Origin of the sequence: Zobellia russellii, from assembly GCF_018728565.1 — a bacterium.
In the GTDB taxonomy this organism is placed as follows: domain Bacteria; phylum Bacteroidota; class Bacteroidia; order Flavobacteriales; family Flavobacteriaceae; genus Zobellia; species Zobellia russellii.
In genome coordinates, this window is sequence record NZ_JACSOI010000007.1 from 141437 (window position 1) to 165397 (window position 23961).

Annotated in this window: 17 protein-coding genes and 1 tRNA gene; 14 read left to right on the forward strand and 4 right to left on the reverse strand. The window is 40.7% G+C overall.

Annotated features, from left to right (window positions below; all coding sequences use genetic code 11):
* Positions 1-7 precede the first annotated feature (7 nt).
* From H9565_RS16380 to H9565_RS16415, 8 genes are all read left to right on the forward strand, one after another.
* Positions 8-1207: an FtsW/RodA/SpoVE family cell cycle protein gene (locus H9565_RS16380; RefSeq protein WP_215441247.1), complete on the forward strand. Its 1200-nt coding sequence runs from the start codon at positions 8-10 to the stop codon at positions 1205-1207.
* A complete protein-coding gene (murG, locus tag H9565_RS16385; protein WP_215441248.1) occupies positions 1194-2297 on the forward strand; it encodes an undecaprenyldiphospho-muramoylpentapeptide beta-N-acetylglucosaminyltransferase in 1104 nt (367 codons plus the stop codon). Before H9565_RS16380 ends, murG begins: the two co-directional genes overlap by 14 nt.
* A 20-nt stretch (positions 2298-2317) precedes the next feature.
* Positions 2318-3670, forward strand: coding sequence for a UDP-N-acetylmuramate--L-alanine ligase (murC, locus tag H9565_RS16390; RefSeq protein WP_215441249.1), 1353 nt, complete (start codon positions 2318-2320; stop codon positions 3668-3670).
* A complete protein-coding gene (locus tag H9565_RS16395; protein ID WP_215441250.1) occupies positions 3660-4379 on the forward strand; it encodes a cell division protein FtsQ/DivIB in 720 nt (239 codons plus the stop codon). The genes murC and H9565_RS16395 overlap by 11 nt, the downstream gene beginning before the upstream one ends.
* A gap of 3 nt (positions 4380-4382) precedes the next feature.
* Positions 4383-5732, forward strand: a complete 1350-nt coding sequence (ftsA, locus tag H9565_RS16400) for a cell division protein FtsA (protein WP_215441251.1) — start codon at positions 4383-4385, stop codon at positions 5730-5732.
* 36 nt (positions 5733-5768) lie between these two features.
* The gene (ftsZ, locus tag H9565_RS16405) at positions 5769-7730 is read left to right on the forward strand and encodes a cell division protein FtsZ (RefSeq protein ID WP_215441253.1); all 1962 of its coding nucleotides are present in this window, start codon (positions 5769-5771) and stop codon (positions 7728-7730) included.
* A 98-nt stretch (positions 7731-7828) separates the two neighbouring features.
* Positions 7829-8275 (forward strand): GatB/YqeY domain-containing protein, encoded by a 447-nt coding sequence (locus tag H9565_RS16410; RefSeq protein ID WP_215441255.1) that lies wholly within the window; start codon positions 7829-7831, stop codon positions 8273-8275.
* 4 nt (positions 8276-8279) lie between these two features.
* Positions 8280-8353, forward strand: a tRNA-Arg gene (locus H9565_RS16415).
* Between the two features lie 79 nt (positions 8354-8432).
* Here the strand turns inward: H9565_RS16415 and H9565_RS16420 are convergent.
* Entirely contained in the window at positions 8433-9395 is a 963-nt protein-coding gene (locus H9565_RS16420; protein WP_215441257.1) for a tRNA dihydrouridine synthase, read from the reverse strand.
* Positions 9396-9620: 225 nt separating this feature from the next.
* On the opposite strand from H9565_RS16420, the gene H9565_RS16425 reads away from it, so the two are divergent.
* The 6 genes from H9565_RS16425 to H9565_RS16450 all read left to right on the forward strand — a co-directional run bounded on the left by H9565_RS16425 (position 9621) and on the right by H9565_RS16450 (position 20777).
* Positions 9621-9929 (forward strand): DUF6660 family protein, encoded by a 309-nt coding sequence (locus H9565_RS16425; protein ID WP_215441259.1) that lies wholly within the window; start codon positions 9621-9623, stop codon positions 9927-9929.
* Positions 9930-10056: 127 nt separating this feature from the next.
* The gene (locus H9565_RS16430) at positions 10057-14394 is read left to right on the forward strand and encodes a CusA/CzcA family heavy metal efflux RND transporter (protein ID WP_215441261.1); all 4338 of its coding nucleotides are present in this window, start codon (positions 10057-10059) and stop codon (positions 14392-14394) included.
* A gap of 2 nt (positions 14395-14396) precedes the next feature.
* Positions 14397-15593 carry an efflux RND transporter periplasmic adaptor subunit gene (locus H9565_RS16435; protein ID WP_215441263.1) on the forward strand — a complete coding sequence of 399 codons (1197 nt, stop codon included), beginning with the start codon at positions 14397-14399 and terminating at the stop codon, positions 15591-15593.
* A gap of 142 nt (positions 15594-15735) precedes the next feature.
* A complete protein-coding gene (locus H9565_RS16440) occupies positions 15736-17730 on the forward strand; it encodes a heavy metal translocating P-type ATPase (RefSeq protein ID WP_215441264.1) in 1995 nt (664 codons plus the stop codon).
* A gap of 134 nt (positions 17731-17864) precedes the next feature.
* Complete coding sequence (locus H9565_RS16445) at positions 17865-20246, forward strand: outer membrane beta-barrel family protein (protein WP_246560729.1); 2382 nt, start codon at positions 17865-17867, stop codon at positions 20244-20246.
* A 21-nt stretch (positions 20247-20267) separates the two neighbouring features.
* A complete protein-coding gene (locus tag H9565_RS16450; protein WP_215441266.1) occupies positions 20268-20777 on the forward strand; it encodes a PepSY domain-containing protein in 510 nt (169 codons plus the stop codon).
* Here the strand turns inward: H9565_RS16450 and H9565_RS16455 are convergent, their stop codons facing one another.
* From H9565_RS16455 to H9565_RS16465, 3 genes are all read right to left on the reverse strand, one after another.
* Positions 20778-21422 (reverse strand): response regulator, encoded by a 645-nt coding sequence (locus H9565_RS16455; protein WP_215441268.1) that lies wholly within the window; start codon positions 21420-21422, stop codon positions 20778-20780. It lies immediately after the preceding gene.
* Positions 21412-23079 (reverse strand): tetratricopeptide repeat-containing sensor histidine kinase, encoded by a 1668-nt coding sequence (locus tag H9565_RS16460; RefSeq protein ID WP_246560730.1) that lies wholly within the window; start codon positions 23077-23079, stop codon positions 21412-21414. Before H9565_RS16460 ends, H9565_RS16455 begins: the two co-directional genes overlap by 11 nt.
* A 331-nt stretch (positions 23080-23410) precedes the next feature.
* Complete coding sequence (locus tag H9565_RS16465) at positions 23411-23905, reverse strand: hypothetical protein (protein ID WP_215441270.1); 495 nt, start codon at positions 23903-23905, stop codon at positions 23411-23413.
* Positions 23906-23961: the final 56 nt, after the last annotated feature.

Genomic DNA, 23961 nt, shown 5'->3' on the forward strand with positions numbered 1-23961 from the left:
ATATAGAGTGAACGCATTTTTTCAAAATATCAAAGGAGATAAAGCTATTTGGGCCATTGCGGCCCTCTTGGGCTTGTTTTCGTTTTTACCGGTGTACAGTGCCAGTAGTAACCTGGTGTATGTTGTGGGGAACGGAACCACTTTTGGCTATTTGGTAAAACATGCATTGTTGTTGTCATTGGGCTTTGGTATTATATATGGGGTGCATCGTATTCCTTCGCATTTTTTTAAGGGACTTTCTCTTATTGCCATGCCTATTGTATTGGTTTTGTTAGTGTTTACTTTGGCTCAAGGAACTACTATAGGAGGTGCCAATGCTAGTAGATGGATCAGTGTGCCATTAGTGGGTATTTCTTTTCAGACCTCTAATCTGGCTGCCGTGGTGTTAATGATTTATGTAGCTAGATATCTCAGTAAGATCCGTCTTAAAGACGTGAAATTTAAGGAGAGCATTTTGCCGTTGTGGATTCCTGTTTTTCTAACGGTGGCCCTTATTTTACCGGCAAACTTTTCAACTGCGGCCATTATATTTTCTATGGTGCTTTTGTTGTGTTTTTTAGGGGGATATCCTCTTAAATATCTTATCGGAATTATAGGTGCGAGTGTGTTGAGCCTTGCATTTTTTATACTAACGGCCAAGGCAATTCCTGGTTTGTTTCCCAATCGTGTAGATACTTGGATCAGTAGGGTGGAGAATTTTGTCGATGCAGAAGATACGGAAGCGGATTACCAAATTGAACGGGCCAAGATTGCTATTGCCACGGGCGGTATCGTGGGGAAGGGTGCTGGGAAAAGTATTCAGAAGAACTTTTTGCCACAGAGTTCCTCGGATTTTATTTATGCGATAATTGTTGAGGAATATGGACTTGTAGGTGGTTTTGCCCTTATGTTTTTTTATATGTTTCTGTTGTTTAGAATTGTGGTAGTGGCCAATGGTAGTGGTACTATTTTTGGAAAACTCGTAGCCCTTGGAGTAGGGCTTCCTATCGTTTTTCAGGCATTGATAAATATGGCCGTTGCGGTTGAGCTTTTTCCTGTAACAGGGCAAACCTTACCGCTGATCAGTAGTGGTGGTACCAGCAGTTGGATGACCTGTTTGGCCATTGGTATTATTTTAAGTGTAAGTAATAAAAATTCAAATGCGGAAAAACCATCCGCAGATATAGATGAAACTAATCCTTTAGAAGTACTAAGTGGGCAATTATAGATTCATACTCTCCGGTGGTGGTACAGGCGGGCATATTTACCCGGCAATTGCCATTGCCAACGAATTGAAAAGGAGGCATCCTGACGCACAATTTTTATTTGTGGGTGCAAAGGACCGTATGGAGATGGAGAAGGTGCCGCAAGCAGGTTACGAAATTGAAGGATTATGGATTAGCGGGTTACAACGGAAACTGACCCTTAAAAATTTAATGTTTCCATTTAAAGTAATAAGTAGTTTGTTGAAGTCAGGTAAAATAGTCCGAAAGTTCAAGCCCCATGCCGTAATAGGTACTGGGGGCTTTGCCAGTGGTCCTATGTTGCGCGTGGCCTCTGGTAAAGGCGTACCCTGTGTATTGCAGGAACAGAATTCGTATGCCGGTATTACTAACAAATTACTAAAGGATAAAGTGGCCAAAATTTGTGTGGCCTATGATGAGATGGATCGGTTTTTTCCAAAGGATAAAATTGTAAAGACCGGGAATCCGGTTCGTGGCGATTTAGTGGAAATGACAGCCGATAAGAATGAAGCGTTGGATTTCTTTGGATTGAAAACGGGAGTTCCTACACTCTTGGTTTTAGGCGGAAGTCTTGGTGCACGACGCATCAATCAATTGATAGCGGCTAACCTTGATTTCTTTGGGAAAACAGGTGTTCAATTAATATGGCAGTGTGGTAAACTTTACATAGATGAGTATGCCAAATACAACTCGGAAACGGTGAAGGTGTTGGATTTTATGAACCGGATGGATTATGCATACGCTGCTTCAGATATCATTATATCGCGCGCTGGTGCCGGTTCCGTATCGGAACTGTGCATTGTGGGCAAGCCGGTAATATTTATTCCTTCGCCCAACGTGGCAGAGGATCATCAGACAAAAAATGCACGCGCACTTGCTAATGAAGATGCGGCTATTTTATTGAAGGAAAGTGAGCTTGACGCGAAATTTGAAAACGAGTTTACGCAGCTTTTTCAAGATAAAGCCAAGCAAGCAAGTCTGGCCGAAAATATTAAAAGGTTGGCCTTGCCTAATGCAACTAAGGATATTGTAGACGAAATAGAAAAATTAATTGGGAATGCCGCCGGTAACTAGAGGCATGAAGATTGGTAGAAATGGACTTAAGACACATACATAACGTATATTTTATTGGTATTGGAGGCATTGGTATGTCTGCATTGGCACGTTATTTTAAGTTTATAGGAAAGAATGTTGCCGGCTATGATAAAACCCAAACTCCGCTTACGGAAGAACTTTCCGGTCTGGATATGGATATCCATTATCAAGATGATATTAATGATATAGCGGATTTATTTAAAAATAACGAAAATACCCTTGTAGTATATACACCTGCGGTTTCTGTTGAGCATACGGAATATCAATATTTTCAGAACAATAGTTTTGAAATAAAAAAACGATCCGAAGTTTTAGGGTTGATAACCAAAGGCAGCTTCTGTTTGGCGGTTGCGGGTACACATGGTAAAACTACCACTACAAGTATTTTGGCGCACTTGCTAAAAGAAACAGGGGTTGGTTTTACTGGTTTTTTAGGTGGGATTTCCGAAGATTTCAACAGTAATTTTGTTTTTGAAGGCACGGATTATTCCGTTGTGGAAGCAGATGAGTTTGATAGGTCTTTTTTAAGGTTGTTTCCCAATGTGGCTTGCGTAACCTCTATGGATGCAGATCATTTGGATATTTATGGCAACCCAGAGGAATTACAGAAATCGTTTGTTGAGTTTGCCAACAGAGTGGCGCCGGATGGAGCACTTTTCGTGAGAAAAGGGTTGCCGTTAGCCGGAATTACATATGGGATAGATGATAATGCGGATTACTGTATTACCAATCTAAAAATCGAGAATGGAAGTTATATTTTTGATTTGAAAACTCCGGATGCGACTTTAATAGATGTGAAGTTCAGTAAACCGGGAAGACATAATCTGTTGAACGGACTGGTAGCTTTTGCTATGGCCTTACGCACTGGTGTATCCGCAGATAAATTAGCTGGTGCACTGGCAACCTTTAAAGGGGTGCAAAGACGGTTTTCCTATAAAATAAAAAACGAAGATTTTGTTTTTATAGATGATTATGCGCATCATCCCACAGAAATAGATGCCGTTTATGATGCGGTAGTGGAAATGCACCCGAACAAGAGAACATTAGCTGTTTTTCAACCCCATCTTTTCTCAAGGACTAGGGATTTTGGAGATGAATTTGCGAAAAGCCTTTCAAAGTTTGATAGTATTCTGTTGTTGGATATCTATCCGGCTAGGGAAAAACCTATTGAAGGAATAACTTCGGAATGGTTGTTGGATAAGATGAAGGGAGCCGAAGTAAAAACAATTCAGAAAACCAAATTAATAAACGAAATAAAAGAACAAAATCCGCAGGTTCTTATTACCATGGGTGCGGGAGATATAGGTTTGGAAGTTAGTAAGATCACAAAAGAGTTGCAACATGCGTATTAATTATAACTACATAAAGTTTTTGGCTTTAATCGTTGTAATAACGGGGCTTTACGCATTTTCTAACCAAAGAAGCGCGAAGCGAAATGTAAAAGGAATAACGATTGAATTCGTTGAAAATCAAAATTTATTCATCACCGAGGGCTCGGTTAATAAATTGTTAATACAAAAATTCGGTAGCCTTGAAAACTTGCCCAAAGAAAAATTAGCTTTGAATAACCTGGAGAAGGCCATTGAGGCCAACAAAATGGTGAAAAGTGCCCAAGTTTATCTTACAGTAAGCGGTGAATTAGCGTCGAAAATCATTCAACGCACACCAATCGGACGTATAGAAGGGGATTCAAAATTTTATCTTGACGAGGACGGAAAGCAAATGCCATTGTCAAATAGCTATTCTGCACGGGTACCTATAATTACCGGGCGGATAACGGATGAAGGCTTAGCGGATGTCTACAAAGTTTTGACCTACATCAATACGGACGAGTTTCTTAAGAAAAACATCATTGGGTTACATATCGAAAGCGAGGAGAAATACCAGCTTCGCTTTCGAACCGAAGAGTTTATTGTCAATTTGGGAGATGTAGAAAGGTTGAAAGAAAAGTTTAGCAATTTCAAGGCATTTTACGCCAAAGCAAATAAAGACAAAACTCTGCAGAACTATGATGTTGTTAGTTTAGAGTTTGACAATCAAGTAGTGTGCACCAAAATTTAAGTTATGGAAGTAGGTAATTATTCGGTAGGATTGGACATTGGAACAACCAAAATCGTAGCCATAATCGGTAAGAAAAACGAGTATGGTAAGATTGAGGTTCTAGGCATCGGCAAATCTAAAAGTTTAGGTGTGCATCGTGGTGTTGTAAACAATATTACACAGACTATACAGTCCATACAACAAGCCGTAGAAGAAGCTGAGCTTAACTCAGGTCTTAAAATCGGTTCTGTTGTGGTGGGTATTGCCGGGCAGCATATAAGAAGTCTGCACCATAGCGATTATATCACCAGAGCAGATTCTGAAGAAGTTATCAATGATGACGATTTGGATAAGCTGTGTAACCAAGTTTACAAATTGGTGATGCTTCCGGGCGAAGAGATCATTCATGTGCTTCCACAAGAATACAAAGTGGACGGGCAGGCAGAGATCAAGGAGCCTATTGGTATGTACGGTGGCCGTTTGGAAGCTAATTTTCATGTGGTTGTAGGACAGGTTTCCTCAATCAAAAATGTAGGCAGGTGTATTAAAAGCGCCGGTCTGGATTTAGGTAATATTACATTGGAGCCTTTGGCTTCTTCCGATGCCGTATTGAGCAAGGAAGAAAAAGAGGCCGGTGTGGCATTGATCGATATAGGAGGCGGTACAACGGATTTGGCCATTTTTAAAGATGGTATTATCCGGCATACGGCGGTAATTCCTTTTGGTGGTGGTGTAATAACCGAAGACATTAAAGAGGGATGTTCCATTATTGAAAAACAAGCAGAACTTTTAAAGGTAAGGTTCGGTTCCGCTTGGCCAGGAGAAAATAAGGATAATGAGATCGTTTCTATACCCGGTTTACGTGGTAGGGAGCCTAAAGAGATTACCCTTAAAAACCTATCCAAAATTATTCATGCACGTGTAGTTGAGATTATTGAGCAAGTTTATGCCGAGATCAAAAACTACGGTCATGATGAACAAAAAAAGAAACTGATTGCAGGTATTGTGCTTACAGGTGGTGGAAGCCAGTTAAAGCATTTAAAGCAATTGGTAGAGTACATTACGGGTATGGATACACGTATCGGTTACCCTAACGAACATTTGGCCGGCGATTCAGATGCCGAAATCGCCAGTCCATTATATGCTACGGCAGTTGGTCTATTGATGAACGCAGTGGCAAATGAAAAAAAAGGTAAAGTTGTTGAAGTGGAAGAAGCACCTGTTGTAGACGAAGGAGAACTTGTTATGGCAGGCCATGAGGAAGAAGAACAACACCAGCAACAACAAGCCACGGCAAAAGTTCAAAAAGAACGCAAAACGGTATTTGACAAATGGTCCGAGAAGTTGAAAGACTTTTTGGATAACGCCGAGTAAAGTATGACACACATTAACCAGTAATAAAAATACACTATGAACAACAACACGGAATTTGATGGAATATCCTTTGATCTTCCAAAGAATCAAAGCAATGTAATTAAAGTAATCGGCGTAGGGGGCGGTGGTAGCAATGCGATCAACCACATGTTTCAGTCGGGCATCAATGGCGTAGATTTCGTAATTTGTAATACGGATTCCCAAGCCTTGAACAATAGTTCTGTGCCAACAAAAATACAACTAGGTGTTTCACTAACAGAAGGATTGGGTGCTGGTGCCAACCCTGAGGTGGGTGAACAGGCCGCTTTGGAAAGTATGGAAGAAATCAAGCAGATGCTTGCCACTACTACCAAAATGATATTTATTACCGCTGGTATGGGTGGTGGTACCGGTACAGGTGCTGCTCCTGTAATAGCTAAACAAGCCAAAGAATTGGACGTGCTTACCGTGGGCATCGTTACCATGCCTTTTGAGTTTGAAGGTAAAATGCGTTGCGAACAAGCACGTATCGGTATTGAAAAATTACGTGCCAATGTAGATTCATTGATCGTAATCAATAACAACAAACTTCGTGAAGTATATGGTAACCTAGGTTTTAAAGCCGGTTTCTCTAAGGCGGATGAAGTACTATCTACAGCTGCTAGAGGTATTGCAGAAGTAATTACGCATCACTATACACAGAATATTGACCTTAGGGATGCCAAGACCGTACTTTCCAATAGTGGTACTGCCATTATGGGGTCTGCTCAGGCAACAGGTTCTGCAAGGGCGCATGAGGCCATTACAAAAGCGTTGGATTCTCCATTATTGAACGATAACAAAATTAGTGGGGCCAAGAACGTATTGTTGCTTATTGTTTCCGGTTCTCAAGAAATTACTATTGATGAAATAGGTGAAATTAATGACTACATTCAAGTTGAAGCAGGTCATGGCGCTAACATCATCATGGGTGTAGGTGAGGATGAAGATTTAGGAGAGGCTATTGCCGTAACCATTATTGCAACGGGTTTTGATGTAGATCAGCAAGATGAAATTGTAAATACCGAAACTAAAAAAATCATTCACACGTTGGAAGATGAGCAACGTGCCCAGCATGATTTAATGGCAAGAAAAAACGTAGTTCACCAATTGCCAATTGAAAAAGTAAAGGAAGAATCCCCGGTGATCAAGCACACTCTTGAAGAAGATGCGCCAGAGGAGCTGGGCATGGACTTAATAGAGACTACTAGCTATATTAAAAACTTCAACGTTTTTTATGAAGAAGTTTTAGAAGAAGTGGCAGAGGTAAACACTTCTGAAGACGATTTTGTAATCGTTAATGCTCAAGATGCTATCAATGATATTGAGGTCATAGACCCAATGACGGTATCTTATGATAAACTTAAGGAAGAGCAGATTACTATGAGTTTTGATATGCCTTTCACTCAAAAAGATGAAGTGGAAGACGAAGCACAGGATAATGTTATTACTTTTAGTCTGGATGATGATGTTAAGGATATAGACGTTAACAGTCACGTAGAAGTTATTCCTGTTCTTGAATATAACGAGGAAGGCGAAAAGCGCTATAGTTTGGACGACTATATGGAAATGGAGGAAAAGCTTACCAATGCCAAACCGGCACCCAAGCCTACTCCAAGACCGCAACAACCTAAGCCAGTGGTTAGGGAAGAGCCTAAAATGGAAGTAAAGCGTGTTGAAACACCTCAAAGTGAAGCACCGGCAGAGGTAGACCCAATGAACAGTCCAATTGATGATCTTTTAAGGGAGAGAGCGGATGAGCGAAGAAGAAAGTTAAAGGACTTCAATTATAAGTTTCAAAACAGTGTAAGCAGCATTGACGAAATTGAAAAGGAGCCGGCTTACAAACGTCAGGGTATTGATTTAAGCGATGCTAGAAGAGAAGAGAGCAAGGTTTCAAGAACTACGTTGGGAGAGGATAGCAACGATGAAATTAGGTTACGTTCCAACAATTCTTTTTTACACGATAATGTAGATTAGATATTTTAAAATAAACTAACTAACTCAAGCTTAAACCCGAAAAAATTAATTTTTTTTCGGGTTTATTTTTTATCTTCGCAGTCCTAAATAAAAAAGGGATGGGCTTACAACAAAAGGTGATGGAGCAGATGAAAGCGGCAATGAAAGCAAAGGATAGTGTTGCTTTGGAATCACTTCGCGCTATAAAATCGGCCCTGCTTATGGCACAGACCAGTGGTACGGACAAGGAGATGACAGAGGAAGATGAAATTCAGCTGGTTCAAAAACTTGTAAAGCAACGTAAGGACAGTGCCGCTATTTTTACGGAACAGGGAAGAGCAGATCTTGCTGAACCGGAATTGGCACAGATTGCGGTAATCGAACAGTTTTTACCGGAACAACTTACGGAAGAAGAAATTGAAAAAGTAGTAGTGCAGACCATAGATGCAACAGGAGCATCCGGCATGAAAGATATGGGCAAGGTTATGGGCATAGTGTCCAAAGAATTGGCCGGACAGGCAGATGGTAAAACCATATCTGCCATAGTAAAACAGAAATTAGCATAAAATTGGCCTCGTGGCGCAACTGAATAGCGCATCAGATTTCGGCTCTGAGGGTTGCAGGTTTGAATCCTGCCGGGGTCACAATTTTATCCAAAGCTCTTTAAACATTAGTTTTAAAGAGCTTTTTTATTAGGTGTATTTCGGTTCTTGTTCGGAGTTCCTAAGCTGTTGTCATTCTTTTTTGGGTAGCTATAATTTCCCCTACAGCTTGTTTGTATTTCATAGGGTTTCCTGCTTTTTTTATGGCCTTGTATACTTTTTGGGGGTTGTGTGTAGATTGTGAAAAGAATTCCCAGAAGCCTAACATTTTCATTTTAATTGGGGTAGGTCCGGAGAGCATGGCATCATACTGTTGGTAAATAGTGTCATGGAATTCTCTAAAGATGTCCCATCGTTTGGCAGGGTATGCCGTGGTGTCCGCTTTGATCATGCTGGGCAGGAATGGGTCGGCTATAAGACCGCGGCCTATCATAAAATGTTCAATTGAAGGAAAGCGCTCTCTCATGGCTTTGAATTGTGCTACCGTGGTAATATCGCCATTATAGTATAAAGTGTGCTTGGCAACGTCTATGCATTTCTGAAAAGCTTCTAGGTCTACACCACCTTTATATAATTGTTTTCCAAGACGTGCATGTATCGCTACGTTCTTTAGCGGGTATTTTTCAAGAATGGGGAAGGCATCTAGAATTTCGGTACTGTTTTCATATCCTAGACGCATTTTTATAGATATGGTAACATTGGTCTCACTATGTGCACGATCTAAAATATAATCTATTTTTTCGATATTACAAATAAGTCCTGATCCCATGCCGCTGTTCGTAACCATAGGGTATGGACAGCCTAAATTCCAATTAAGCTCAGTATACCCTAAGGACTCAATGTACTTGATCACGAATAGGAAGTGCTCCACATCTGCGGTCATTACCTGGGGAATCAATTCTAAGCTGGTATTCACCTCCGGGTTTAAATCGCGTTGGTATGACCCTTTAATAATCATTTTCCTATTGAACCTAATGTAAGGGGCGTAAAAGGTATCTATACCGCCAAAGAACTTTTGCTGTGCATTACGGAACGTGGCATCTGTAAAACCTTGCAAAGGTGAGGATAGAAGTGAGTAGGACATGAATTGGTTTTGAGCCCGCAAAGATAAATGAATATGAGCAGTAACCCTAGTGATAAATAAGGGGTGTAATTTTTAGTGTTTTAAGGATTCATGGATTTCTAAAGTGTATTGGATAACAGGAATCTATCCAAGAATCTGTCGTAAATTACTGGGCGCGGACTAGATTACTGCCAAATTAACGGTTTGAGTATCAGTCACCGATCAAAATCTTTCTATCTTTGTATTGTGAGATTATTCGCCATCATATTATCCGTTTACTTCTTGGCACTTAACGTTGTGCCTTGTAGTGATGAAGGTTCCGTTACCGAAGATCAGGTTACGGTATCTGTTGATAATGGTATAGATCACGGACATGAATCTGGTGATTTGTGTTCTCCTTTCTGCATGTGTCATTGTTGCCATACACATACGGTAAATTTTGAAATACTAACATTTGAGCCTTTTCAATCACTAATTTCCCAAGAGGAATTGGCGCATTTTGATAGTCTTGGTAAAGATGTTGTTCTAGACCTTCTGCAACCTCCTAGGGCATAATTCAGTTTTTTATAGGATACCTATATCCCGTTGTAAAGAATCCGTTTCGGATTTCATTACCCTAGTTTTTGTTGTGTTTATAGCATGACGGAAACAGACATTGTCTAACTGAATTATAGCAATCCATATGATCAATAGAATCATTGATTTTTCAATCCATAATAAATTTATTGTGGGTCTATTTACGCTCGCACTCATAGGTGTCGGTGTTTGGAGCATGACCCAAGTACCTATAGATGCGGTACCTGATATTACCAATAATCAGGTACAGGTCATTACGCAGTCGCCCAATTTGGGTACGGAAGATATAGAACAATTCGTGACCTATCCTGTAGAGGTGGCCATGAGCAATTTGCCCAATGTAGAGGAAATACGCTCCGTTTCCCGGTTTGGACTTTCCGTAGTAACCATAGTTTTTAATGACAAAGTAGGAACCTATCTCCCTAGGCAGCTGGTAGCGGAAAAACTACCCGAAGTACAGGAACAAATTCCCGCAGGTTTTGGTAAACCTTTCATAGGGCCAATTTCCACAGGGCTTAGTGAAATTTATCAATATGTACTGGAAGTAGATGCTGCACATAAAGACAAGTACTCCATAACGGATCTGCGTACGTTTCAAGATTGGATCATCCGCAGACAAATGGCCATGGTACCTGGTGTGGTAGAGGTAAATGCATTTGGGGGTAATCAAAAACAATATGAGGTAACAGTTGACCCGGATGAGCTTCGGGCCATAGGTATAAGTATTTCTGAGGTATTTAGAGCGTTGGAAAGGAATAACCAGAATACAGGTGGTGCTTATATTGAGCGTAATCATCAGGCCAATTTCATTAGAGGCGAAGGTCTGGCCAGAAGCATTTCCGATATTGAGAATATGGTGGTCAAATCCGTTAACGGAGTGCCCATTAAAATAAAGGATATAGGAACGGTTCGTATGGGTAGTGCCGTTCGTTATGGGGCACTAACCAAAGATGGTACCGGAGAAGCGGTAGGAGGCATGATTTTAATGTTAAAGGGAGCTAATTCTAATGAGGTAATCGAGAATGTTATCCAACGGATGGAACAGATTCAGCATTCCTTACCGGAGGGTGTCAAGATAAAACCATTTCTTGACCGTAGCGAGCTGATTGCGGAGACCACTGGAACGGTAAGGAACAACCTTTTAGAAGGTGGTTTAATCGTAATTTTTGTATTGGTTCTTTTATTGGGCAATTGGCGTGGTGGTCTTATTGTGGCCTCTACTATTCCTTTATCGCTTTTATTCGCCTTTATTTTAATGAACTTTTTTGATGTCTGGGCAAACCTCATGAGTCTGGGCGCTATAGACTTTGGAATTATTGTAGATGGTGCAGTAATTATTGTTGAGGGAACGGTCTTTCTGATGTATTCCTACGTGGTAAAAAAGAAAACCGTTACTGCGGAAACGCGCGATGAAATTTCAGCCAATGCCTCAAAAAAGATGATGAATGCCGCATTTTTTGGACAGTTGATAATTCTCATTGTATTCCTGCCCATTTTGGCTTTGGAAGGGGTAGAAGGAAAAATGTTCCGGCCCATGGCACTCACCTTTATTTTTGCCATGATCGGGGCCATGATTTTGTGTCTCACATATGTGCCTATGATTTCGGCATGGTTCTTAAGAGCTCCTAAATCTCAAAAACCATCTTACGGAGACCGGTTTGTGCATGGGGTAGAAAGGGCTTACGAGCCTCTGTTGTTAAAATCGTTGACAAAGTCCAGATTGATTATTACTAGTGCGGTGGTACTCTTTCTTTTGGCGGTATTCACTTTTACCCGCATGGGCGGCGAATTTATTCCGCAACTGGATGAAGGCGATATTGCTTTTCATGCCATTTTAAAACCAGGTAGTTCCTTGTCCGAGAGTATTGAAACCACTACAAAAATAGAACAAATCGTAAAGGCTAAGTTTCCTGAGGTAGAACGTGTCATAAGCAGGATTGGTGTTGCAGATGTTCCCACAGACCCCATGCCTATGGACATTGCGGACATTTTTGCCATTTTGAAACCGCAAACTGAATGGGAGTCCGGCCGAAGCAAAGCAGAATTAATACAAGAAATCAAAGAAGCTATTAGTATTCTGCCAGGAGTGAATTATGAATTTACCCAACCCATAGAAATGCGTTTCAATGAACTGATTACGGGAGTTCGTGAAGATGTGGCCATTAAGATTTTTGGTGAGGATATGGAGGTGTTGGCCAGTAAGGCCGATGAAATGGGAAAACTTATTGCCAACATTCCCGGTGTGGCAGATATGAAGGTCGAAGCCACTAACGGGCTGCCACAAATTACAATTCATTATAACCGTAGCAAATTGGCCCAATACGGAGTTAGCGTCAATCAGCTAAATAGTTTAATCCAGACTGCATTTGCAGGCGGCAAGGCAGGTGTAATTTTTGAAGGCGAAAAGCGGTTTGATTTAGTAGTGCGCATGCATGAAGAAAACCGGAACAGTATTGAAGATGTTCAAAATCTGTTCGTGAACTTGGATGATGGCTCTCAGATTCCCCTTCGTGAATTGGCGACCATCAGTTATGAACCGGGCCCAATGCAGATAAGTAGGGACAACACCAACCGCAGAACTTATGTGGGAATTAATATTAGGGATAGAGATGTGAAATCTGTTGTTGAGGAAATACAAGCAAAGCTAGATGCGGAATTTAAATTACCTGCGGGTTATTTTATACGGTACGGGGGCGCTTTTGAAAATTTGGAAAGGGCAAGTGCAAAATTGCAAGTGGTTGTCCCTATTGCGTTACTGCTCATTTTTATCCTAATTTATTTTGCTTTGCAATCGCTTCCTCAGACCATTATGATTTACTTGGCAATTCCTATGGCGACTATTGGCGGGGTTTTTGCCCTTTGGTTGCGGGATATGCCTTTTAGTATTTCGGCCGGGGTGGGTTTTATTGTGCTTTTTGGAGTGGCAGTTCTAAACGGATTGGTCATGATATCCGGATTGAACGAGTTGAAGGAAGAAGGAGTTGTTAATTTAAAAGACCGGATTGTTCAAGGCACAAAAAGACGTATTCGTCCTATCATGCTAACGGCCTTTACGGATATTTTAGGCTTCCTGCCCATGGCCATTTCGGCTTCGGCGGGTGCGGAAGTGCAGCGGCCTTTGGCAACCGTGGTTATTGGTGGTTTGTTGACGTCTACATTATTAACGCTCTTTATACTTCCTATTTTTTATCAATGGGTAGAAAATAGGGAAGAGCGAAAGTTAAGATTGAATCCATCGTTAAAAACAGCCTTTCTTGTTATTGGTTTTATGGCGATGACATTCAATGGATTGGCCCAAGAAACGGAAGCTTCTTTACCTGTTATCTACTTGGATAAAGCGGTAGAGACAGCCAAACAAAATTATCCATTACTGAAATCAGAACAATTGGAAATAGAAAGACAATCTGTGCAAAAGGCCGAAATCTATGATTTGGGAACTACACAGGTGTTTAGCGGAGGTGAGGAAATTTCCGATGACCGTGGGGTGTATACTTTGGTAGGTCTGGGGCAACAAAAGATAGACCTATTTGGGATTGGGGCGAAGAAAAAATTGTACCAACAACGGGTTGCTCTGGCAAAAGCGGCATATAACCTATCCGAACTTCAGGTAGAGCAGGAGGTCAAGAAAGCTTGGGCAAAGGCCTATAAGGCGAAGAAAGGATACCTCTTGTACAAAAAGTTGGATTCCGTCTATGGGCTGTTCAAAAAGGCAATTGAACTTAACTATGAAGTTGAGGCTATTTCCCAATTGGAATATACTTCGGCTATAAACCAGGCTTTACAGATTAGGAACAAATACCAGCAAACACAGGCCGATTATGATATTGCCTTGCAAAGGTTTAACCTTTGGTTGGCTTCTGACACTTTCTATTCTGTTCCTGATGATTTGGGTAATGAGATGGACATGGTATTTGAGGTTCAACCTAATTTGAAAAACCACCCTAAATATCAATTATCACAAAAACGTATTGATGAAGCACAGGCGGATTATAAAGCAGCAAAGGCGGAATTGTTGCCTAAATTCAATTTGCAGGGTGGTCTTCAGAAAGTGAACGGAGCGGATGGTTTTTATAGTTATCAGGCCGGCGTGTCGGTTCCATTTTTTTCGGGAACGGCACGTAGCAGGAAAAAATCGGCTAAAATCCATAGCGAAATTGAAAAGACGAAATCTGATTTTGAGCAGAAACAGCTAAGGTCTGAATATCAACAAGCGTTAGTTTCTTATCAAAAATGGAAGACGTCTTGGTCCTTCTATAAGAACGACGCACTTCCGCTTGCCGAGCAGCAACACCAGGGGGCACTTTTGGCCTTTAAAGAGGGCGCGATAGATTATTTGGGCTTCACTCAGATTATTAGGGATGCCATACAAACCGAAATGGACGCGCTGGACGCGCTGGACAATTACCTAGAATCTATATACGAATTACAATATTTCAATCAATAAACATGAAACATCCATATACATATAAAGTTTTAGCCTTCTTCGTTTTGATGCTTGCAGTTACGTCATGTGGCAAGAGTAAGACAAAAGAAAACACAGAAGAAAATCACCGGCATGAGGAATCTGAAGGTCACAAAGAGGAAGAGCAGGAAGTCAGGCTTAGCCAACAGCAGTTTGAAGCTTTGCAAATGCAGACCGATACTTTGCATATGCGAAATATGAGCGGTTATGTTGAGGCAAACGGGCAATTGGAGGTGCCTCCGCAGAACGAAGCTACAATAACCTCGGTGGTAGGGGCAAATGTGGTGTCCATTGAGGTTATTGAGGGCGATAAAGTTGCCAAAGGTCAAGCGGTGGCCTACTTATCGCACCCCAATATTATTCAAAAACAGACCGATTATTTGGATGCTTTTAGTAATAGTCAGTTTTTGAAAGGGGAATATGAACGACAAAAAAAGTTGTTTGATGCCGGTGTGGGCAGTGGGTTGAATTTTCAGAAAGCGCAAGCCCAATATCAAGCATCGCAAGGTAGGGTCAAAGGTTTGGCGGCTCAATTACGGCAGTTGAATATAAACGCAGGCGGAGTAGAAAAAGGAACTATTTACCAGCGTGTGGCATTGCGTAGCCCTATTGAAGGCCATGTGCAAAAGGTGGAGGTAAAAACGGGACAATATGTAGACCCCCAAACGGACCTGTTTCAAGTAGTGGACACTCATCATGTGCATGCCGATCTCATGGTTTTTGAGAAGGATGTTTTTAAGATACAGGAGGGGCAGAGCGTGAAGTTCTTTGTACAATCATTAGGAGAAAAAGAGTTTGCGGCAGAGATTTATTCTATTGGAAAAACCTTTGAACAAAGTCCCAAGGCCTTACATGTACATGCAGAAATAGAAAATAAGGAGGGAAACCTAATTCCCGGGATGTATATAAAAGGGAGAATCCAGATAGCCGTTAATGAGGTAAAAGCCGTTCCCGAAATTGCTATTGCCAAAGACGGAGATAAAACCTTTGTTTTTACTGTAGAAAAAGAGGCAGATGCGTTTCGTTTTGTTCCACATGAAGTAACTTTAGGTACTGAAGATGATGGTTGGGTGGCAGTCAATTTTTTGGCTCCAATGGCCAATAGTTCCAAGTTTGCTTTCAATAATGCATACTATTTAATGGCGGAGTTGAAAAAAGGAGAAGTGGAACATAGCCACTAAGCCAATAGCATGGTTAATGAACTCGTTTCGCTTAATAATTTTTGTGTTCGAGGTCCTTATTTTACTGGTATTCGTGTTTATTTAAGGTATGTGCCGCTCAGGTGAAGGAGTGTATTTAAGAATTTACAATTTTGAAAAAATCATGAAAAAGAAGAAGGTCAACCTTCAGGATATAGATACTCATCAACATTCAGATGAAGCTGCTAATGGCGATTGTGGGAGTTGTTGTGGTAGTTGCGAAAGTGAAAAGCCCACTAAGTTTTCTCCATATCTTCCAGCTGGTATTAGCTTTGTCTTATTGGTGTCAGGTATTGCTCTGGATGTTTTTAACGTGCCTTTCTTTGCCGATTGGGTGCGTATAGTTTGGTACGGTATTGCTTATGTGCCAGTGGGGCTTCCAGTAATGAAACAGGGCTGGAAGAGCATTGTGAACGGAGATTTTTTTACCGAATTTCTATTGATGACCATTGCAACGGTTGGTGCCTTCGCTATAGGGGAATATCCGGAAGGAGTGGCGGTGATGCTTTTTTATGCGGTGGGAGAACTGTTTCAACATTCCGCGGTAACAAAGGCCAGAGGAAATATTAAGGCGTTATTGGATGTGAGGCCTAAATCGGCGATGGTTCTTCGTGATGGTATATTTGTTTCAGTAGCTCCGGAGGCTGTAGAAATTGGCGAGCATATTCAAGTTCTCGTGGGTGAAAAAGTTCCGTTAGACGGTAAATTGTTGTCAGCTAGGGCCAGTTTGAATACTGCGGCAATTTCTGGGGAAAGTAAACCGTCAAGTATAGTTGAGACTGAGAAAGTATTTGCAGGAAGCATCAATCTGGATGGGGTTATTGAAGTTGAGGTAACCAAAGAATTTAAGGATAGCTCCATTGCCCGTATTTTGGATATGGTGCAGAATGCCACTGCTCGCAAATCAAAAACAGAACTTTTCATCCGGAAGTTTGCTAGAATTTATACTCCAATTGTGGTTTTCTTGGCTATTGGTGTAACCCTGCTACCTTACTTCTTTGTGGAGGAATATATTTTTAGGGATTGGTTGTACCGAGCTTTAATTTTCTTGGTAATTTCTTGTCCCTGTGCCTTGGTAATTTCTATTCCTTTAGGATATTTTGGGGGACTGGGGGCTGCTTCCCGCAACGGTATTTTGTTCAAAGGCGCTTCTTTTCTGGATACCATTACCAAAGTCAACACTTTGGCTATGGACAAAACGGGAACTGTAACTAAGGGCGTGTTCCAAATTAAGGAAATTGTTTTACAGGCTAATGCTCAGGAATCTGGTGCGTCCTTAACCGAAAAAGATTTTATGGAGTATCTCATGGCCATTGAAGCACAATCTACCCATCCCATAGCAAAGGCCATTCTGGAGTATAAGGAGGAAGGAGCAACCAGTAAAGCAAAAGATGTATTTGAAATTGCTGGTAAAGGCTTAGCAGGTACGGTAGCCGGTAAATCCGTTTTAGCTGGAAATAGGGCACTAATGGTTGCTAATGGAATATCAGTTCCAAAAGAGACGAAGGGTATTGTAGAAAGTGTAGTAATGGTTGCTGTTGATAGAAAGTTTGTGGGTTATGTTGTTATTTCCGATGCACTTAAAGAGGGTGCTGGGGCTGCTGTTGAGCGTATACGGAAAACTGGAGTGTCAAAAATTGTAATGTTGTCCGGAGATAAGGATGCCATTACGCAAAAAGTGGCAAACGAACTGCGCGTAGATTGGGCAAAGGGCGGACTTCTACCAGAGGATAAACTCAACGAAGTTGAAAACCTAAAGCGTGTCTCCGGAACAAAAGTGGCTTTTATTGGTGATGGAATAAACGATGCTCCGGTACTGGCCGCAAGCGATGTTGGTATTGCTATGGGCGGTTTGGGAAGTGATGTGGCCATTGAGACCGCAGACATTATCATTCAGACCGATGAGCCGGCCAAAGTAGCACAGGCCATAAAAATAGGGAAGTCTACGAGAAAAATAGTCTGGCAGAATATTGGTCTTGCATTTGGGGTCAAAGCCTTGGTCATGATTCTCGGTGCTGGTGGTATGGCTACCATGTGGGAAGCCGTTTTTGCAGATGTAGGGGTCGCATTATTGGCAATTTTAAATGCAGTTCGTTTACAGAACATGAAATGGGATTAGAGATATGGTTCAAATTCTTGATATTTATAGTGTTTATCAGGCTCATGCAATATTGTTAAAATTGTTAAATAGCAGTTTCTAAGTTTCGTTGGATGATTTTTTTGCGCATTTTTATGTTCCAAACAACTTAGACCATGAATTTGAAAATTACCCGCACATTTTTTGTGTTCGCTTGTATCGTAATGATTTCGGAATGGGGCTTGTCCCAAAACGGAGAAACGGAGATTACCGGTACGGTAGTGGAAACAGGAAGTAAACAACCGGTGGCATTTGCCACGGTACTTATAGGGGAAAAGGCTACTCAAAAAGGAATTACCGGCACCACTACTTTAGATGATGGTAGTTTTAGTATAAAAACAGATGCTCAGGACTTTTTCGTAGAAATTAGTTTTATCGGCTTTGAGAAGAAGCGTTTTGATAATCTCGTGCCCGCCAACGGAAAAATTGAGCTGGGTGTGGTTCAGTTAAATCAAGACGCCCAACAACTTTCCGAAGTGGTAGTGGAGGGCGAGGTTTCTAGAACACAGTTTAAGTTGGATAAACGTGTATTCAACGTAGGTAAGGATATTAGTAGTACCGGGGCAAGCGCTTTAGAAGTGCTGAATAACGTGCCTTCTGTAAACGTAAACATAGAAGGCCAAATTAGCTTGCGCGGTAGCCAAGGTGTGCAAGTTTTAATTAACGGTAAACCTTCAATTCTTACGGGAGAAGGCGGGAATGCCTTGGGTACGATTACTTCGGATATGATAGAAAGGGTAGAGGTCATTACCAACCCATCCGCAAAATATGATGCAGAGGGTACATCCGGAATTATCAACATCGTCATAAAGAAAGAAGAACGCGAGGGGCTTAATGGCTCTATTAGCTTAAATACAGGTTCGCCGGACAATCATAGTTTTGGATTAAGTCTCAATCGCCGCACGGAACGTTTTAATTTGTTCAGTCAGTTGGGTGCAGGATATAGGGAGTTACCTAACGATGTAGAGAATATTAACCGGAATTTGGTTGACGGTACAGCTATTTCTTCAGTAGGTGAGGAGTTTAGAAACGAGGAGTTTTATAATGTTATCCTTGGTACGGATTATTACATTAACGAGAATAATGTAGTAACGCTTTCGGGGAATTTTGCCTATGAAATAGAGGACCAGCCATCCAATACAAATTTTAAGTCATCTGATGCCGGCAACCAATTGGTCTCCGAATGGGAACGTACAGAAACCACCGAAGCTACCAACCCTAAATATCAATATGAACTTCAATATAAAAGCGACTTTAAGGATCATGAAGATCATGACCTTTTATTCAGTGCTTTGGGTAATTTTTTCGGAAAAGACCAGTCTTCGGATTTTGAAGATGTTACTATTTCTGGAGAGGATAATGATGCCTTGCAGCGCACACGTACAGAGTTTAAGGAGGCCGAGTATACTTTTAAGTTAGATTACACCCGTCCGTTCAATGAAGAATGGACTATGGAAGCGGGTGGTCAATATGTTATGAACGATGTAAGTAATGATTATGAAGTAGATGATTTTGTGAACGGAGATTACCAATCCAATCCTGATTTGACCAACGTTTTTGAGTATGATCAAAAGGTGTTGGCAGCGTACGGTACTGCCGCATATGAGGGTGGAAAATGGGGTGTTAAAGCTGGTGTTAGGGCAGAGCAGACCAACCTGAATACGTTGTTGAAAAACACCAACGAAAGAAACGAACAGAATTACACCAACCTTTTTCCAAGTGCACATACTTCTTACAAGTTTAACGATAAGATTTCTATGCAGGCGGGATACTCAAGAAGGGTGTATAGACCGGGCCTGTGGGATTTGAACCCTTTCTTTAATATCAGGAACAATTTTAATATCCGGCAAGGTAACCCGGATCTTCAACCGGAATTTACAGATTCGTATGAAGTGACCAGTATATATGTTTTAGGAAAAGCCTCGTTGAATTTTAGCATTTACCATCGCTACACTACAGAGGTGATCGAGAGCATTTTTACTTTTGAAGATGACGTAAAAATCAGTAAACCGGAGAACATAGGGACCAATAAAGCCACAGGTCTTGAGTTCAATGGAAAGTATAGTCCGGCTAAATGGTTTACCGTTACTACAGACTTAAACTATAACAAGTTTGTTAGGGACGGCAGTCTGGGTACTCAGGTGTTCGATTTTGATGCGGATAGGTGGTCCGCTAAGCTTATGACCAAAATTAAACTGCCTGCAGATGTTGATTTTGAGACAACGGGCAATTATCAAAGTAGTTATGAAACAGTGCAGGGAAAGACCAGCGAAAACGTATTCTTGGATCTTGGAGCGCGTAAGAAAATTTTAAAGGGTAAGGGAGTCGTAAATTTAGGCATCAGGGATTTATTTGCTTCACGTATAGAAGAGTCCGAAACTTTTCAGGAAACTTTTTCAAGTTATAACCGGAGACAAAGAGGTAGGTTTATTACATTTGGCTTTAGCTATGGCTTTGGTAAAGGAGAGGCCATGGAATATTCTGGAAGACGAAGATAAATCAACTAACTACTTTTAAAAATGGGAAGAAAAACTGAAGAAAAAATGCGTACCTATCACAGATACCTAGGCTTTTTCCTAGCGGGTATAATGGCCATGTATGCAATTAGCGGTATTGTGTTAATTTATAGAAATACCGATTTTCTTAAGAAAGAAGTAGCTGTTGAGAAGACTATAAAGCCAAATATAAAGGCCAATGAAGTAGGTAAGGCTCTAAAAATAAAGCATTTTAAACTTCAAAAAGAAGAAGGTAATATGGTTCATTTTGAAGGAGGTACGTACGATAGTAAAACCGGGGTGGCCAATTATACCGAAAAAAAATTACCCTTCGTTTTAGACAAGATGACCAAAATACACAAGGCAACTTCTAGCCAGCCTTTATATTTTCTAAATATCTTCTTTGGGGCTGCGTTATTGTTTTTTGTGGTATCCGCTTTTTGGATGTTTCGCCCTAGTGCACCCATATTTAAGAAGGGCATTTACTTTGCTCTTGGCGGTCTGGTGCTTACCCTTATTTTGCTCTTTGTTTAATCAAGAATCCAGGAGTCCAATTTTAATGGCGTGTTTGGTGAGCCCGGCTAAATTTTTCACTTCTAATTTAGAAATGAGATTTTTGCGGTAGCTCTCTATGGTGTGTTTGCTCAGGAATAGTTCGTCCGCAATTTCTTGAGTGGTATATTCATTGGCAATGAGTTTTAGCACTTCCTTTTCACGGTCCGTAAGGTGAACCTCCTCCTGTTTTTTGTTTTCGAACATAGCATCCGTGTAGGCGCGTTTAATTTCTTGAGAGAAATACTTTTCGCCCTTTACTATGGTTCGCATAGCGGTTAGGAGCTCATCTTTTTCGGCGTTTTTTGGAACATAACCGTCTACATTGTTTTGGATGAGTTTCTCGATCATACCACCATCAATATGCATACTTACGATCAATGTCTTTAAGGTGGGGTACTTTTCTTTAACGGTACGGTTAAGTTCAATACCGTCCATTTCGGGCATGCTGAGGTCGGTAATCAAAAGATGAAGGTCTTTTGTACCGTTAATATCCAGATATTTGATGACCTGTGCCCCGTTTTTGGCCGTTGTTGAAACCGAGAATTCCGGAGCGTCGTTCAATATGCTTAGTAGTCCGTCTATGAACATTTTATGATCATCGGCAATGATGAGGTTATATTTCATGAGATGAGTTTTTTAAAGGGATTTCTATAGAGATTACGCTACCCCTATTTTTAGAAGCGTCTATATGGAGCGAACCGTTCAGTTCCTTGATTCTACTGCGAATATTTTGAAAACCTATTCCTTCTTTTATTTCGGAAGCGTCAAATCCTTTTCCGTTGTCTTCAAAAAGTAAGGATAGCTCTGCGTTAAGTAGGTTTAAATGTATATCTACGGTGCTCGCCTGGGCATGTTTTAACGTATTGGTCATTAACTCCTGAATGACCTTATAAAGCTCCATTTGAATTTTTTCGTCCAATCCGTTTACATCAATCTCCGGGTGTGGATGAAAACCTATTTTTAATTTTCCGCTTCTTGAAATTGATGCAATGTACTCTCTGATTAAATCCGAGAAAGCGTGTTGTTTAAATTTCTTGGGAATAAGGGTGTGTGATATATCTCTTACCAGTTGATAGGTCTCGTCTAATTGACCGTTTATTTCTTTCCATTTGCTGGACTCCGATGTCATGGTAGATACCTGAAGCTTAATTCCTGCAAGATTTCCGCCAATACTATCGTGTAGCTCTTGGGCAATTCTTTTTCGTTCTTCATCTTGTCCTTCCATTGAGGCTTTGATCAGGTCCAGTTCTTGCTTTTGTTTTAAGGACGCTACTTTCTGAAGGTTTATTTCTTCTTGTTTTTTGGAAAGTTCGCTCTGGGTCTGAATTTTTTGGTAATACACATACAGCAAAGCTATTATGGGAATCAATATGATCAGGAAGCCAATTAGAAAGGCATTTTTAATGGTTTTCTGTCGTTCCAGTTCAGCGTTCTTCGCAATTTGTTCCTCCTCTAAAGAAGAAATGGCCTTTTCCTTTTCTAGGGTTTCGTATTGTATCTCCAGTTCTTTAATAATTTCTCGCTGTTGCTTGCTGTTGATTTGGTCGTTGACACCAAACAGTTGGGTCATTACGGCATAGGCATTTTTGTAGTCCTCTAATTTGGCAAAACTTCTGGCCTGTATTACTAGAGCTTCTTTTTGGAATTGTAAATTCTCGCGGTCAATAGCGTTTATATAGGCGAAACTTAAGGCAATGTTGGCCATTTCATATTTTTCCTCTTTATAGCAGAGCTTGGCCAAGCGTAAAGAGCCTTTAAAATAAATGGCGGTAAATCCGTTTGTCAAGGCCTGGTTTCGGATGGATTCATAGTCCTGAAATGCCTTTTCATAATTTTCTTGTGCTTCCGCTAATTTGGCGAGTTCTAACTTTACGGTAAGTTCCTTTTCAAAATTTTTAAAATCTGTAGCCATGCGCAGAGCTTCATCAAACTGAGTTTTGGCCAATTCAAATTCCCCTTTTACCAAGTGTGCATTACCCATATAAATAATTGCTTGCATGGTCAGGTCCGGAAACGTAGTGCCAAAATCTAAAATAGCTTTGGTGAGTACCTCAAGGGCTTTGTCACTTTCTGATTTTATAATATAATTATGGGCAAGACCTATTTTGTTCTTGTACTGAAGCTCATCTGAATTGCAGGCTTCTGCATCTTGCAGGCCTTTAATATGCCATTCTATAGATTTGTCCAAGAGACCATTAAAATGGCTGCCAATGCCTAAAAAGTAATGGGCTTTGGCATAATGCAACTGTTTGTTGGTTTTCGGTTTGTCCCAGTTGCCCAATTCCTTTATATAGAGGTTGCCATAATGTAGGATAGAATCTGTATTTCCTTTTTGGATGTGTAATTCTGCTAGTTGTTCAAATACGGAGAACCGCTGACTCCCGAAATCGGCATTTTTTAAGGCTTTGTAGTAGGGTTCTAATGATGCCTCCCTGTTATTTGGAATGGTGGAAAACGTAATGCGCTGTTGCGTATTGGCATCGCTAGAATCTACACTGTGTTTTTGGGCGTAGAGGTTTGGTGTACCACATAAAAGCAGTAGGCCTAATAGGTTTAAAAGGCTTAGGGCTTTTATGGTGTGAAATTTACGTTTTGTTTTCAGTGGTATGGTTTTATCCTGGTAGGTTAATCCGTTTTAAATCGTTTCCTTCCAATTCAACAACTTTTTTCTCTATATATTTTATGAGGTCAGGGCAATTGGTTTGGTAATCATCGCAAATTACGGTTTTTGATTTTCCGTTGGAGGTCAGGGTAACAATAAGTTGACTGTTACATGAAGTTTCTGAACCGTAATGGGGCTTTAGGTCCCAAAAGCCTTTTGCCTCTATTTTTTTGAAAAAACCTAAGGTTTGCAACGTATCTAAAAAGCTTTGGCTGTTTTTATTATAGGTAGCGGTTTCAAAATTGGACGAAATTCCCGGAATGTGGGAAATTTTATTTTTTACAATTTTGAACGAATCAAAATGAAACGCACCCCTTTGGACCAACAAAGAATAATGATTGGTATGCTCCAAGTTGGAAAGCTGGTCTCTTTTTTGGGATTTATTGTTGCAATAGATAGCTACGGATAGACAGACGAAAAGCAATTTTGGATAAATGTATTTCATTGTTCAGGTTCTTGGTTGGTACAAATTTCATGGTTTGTACCTCTAAGAACTATACC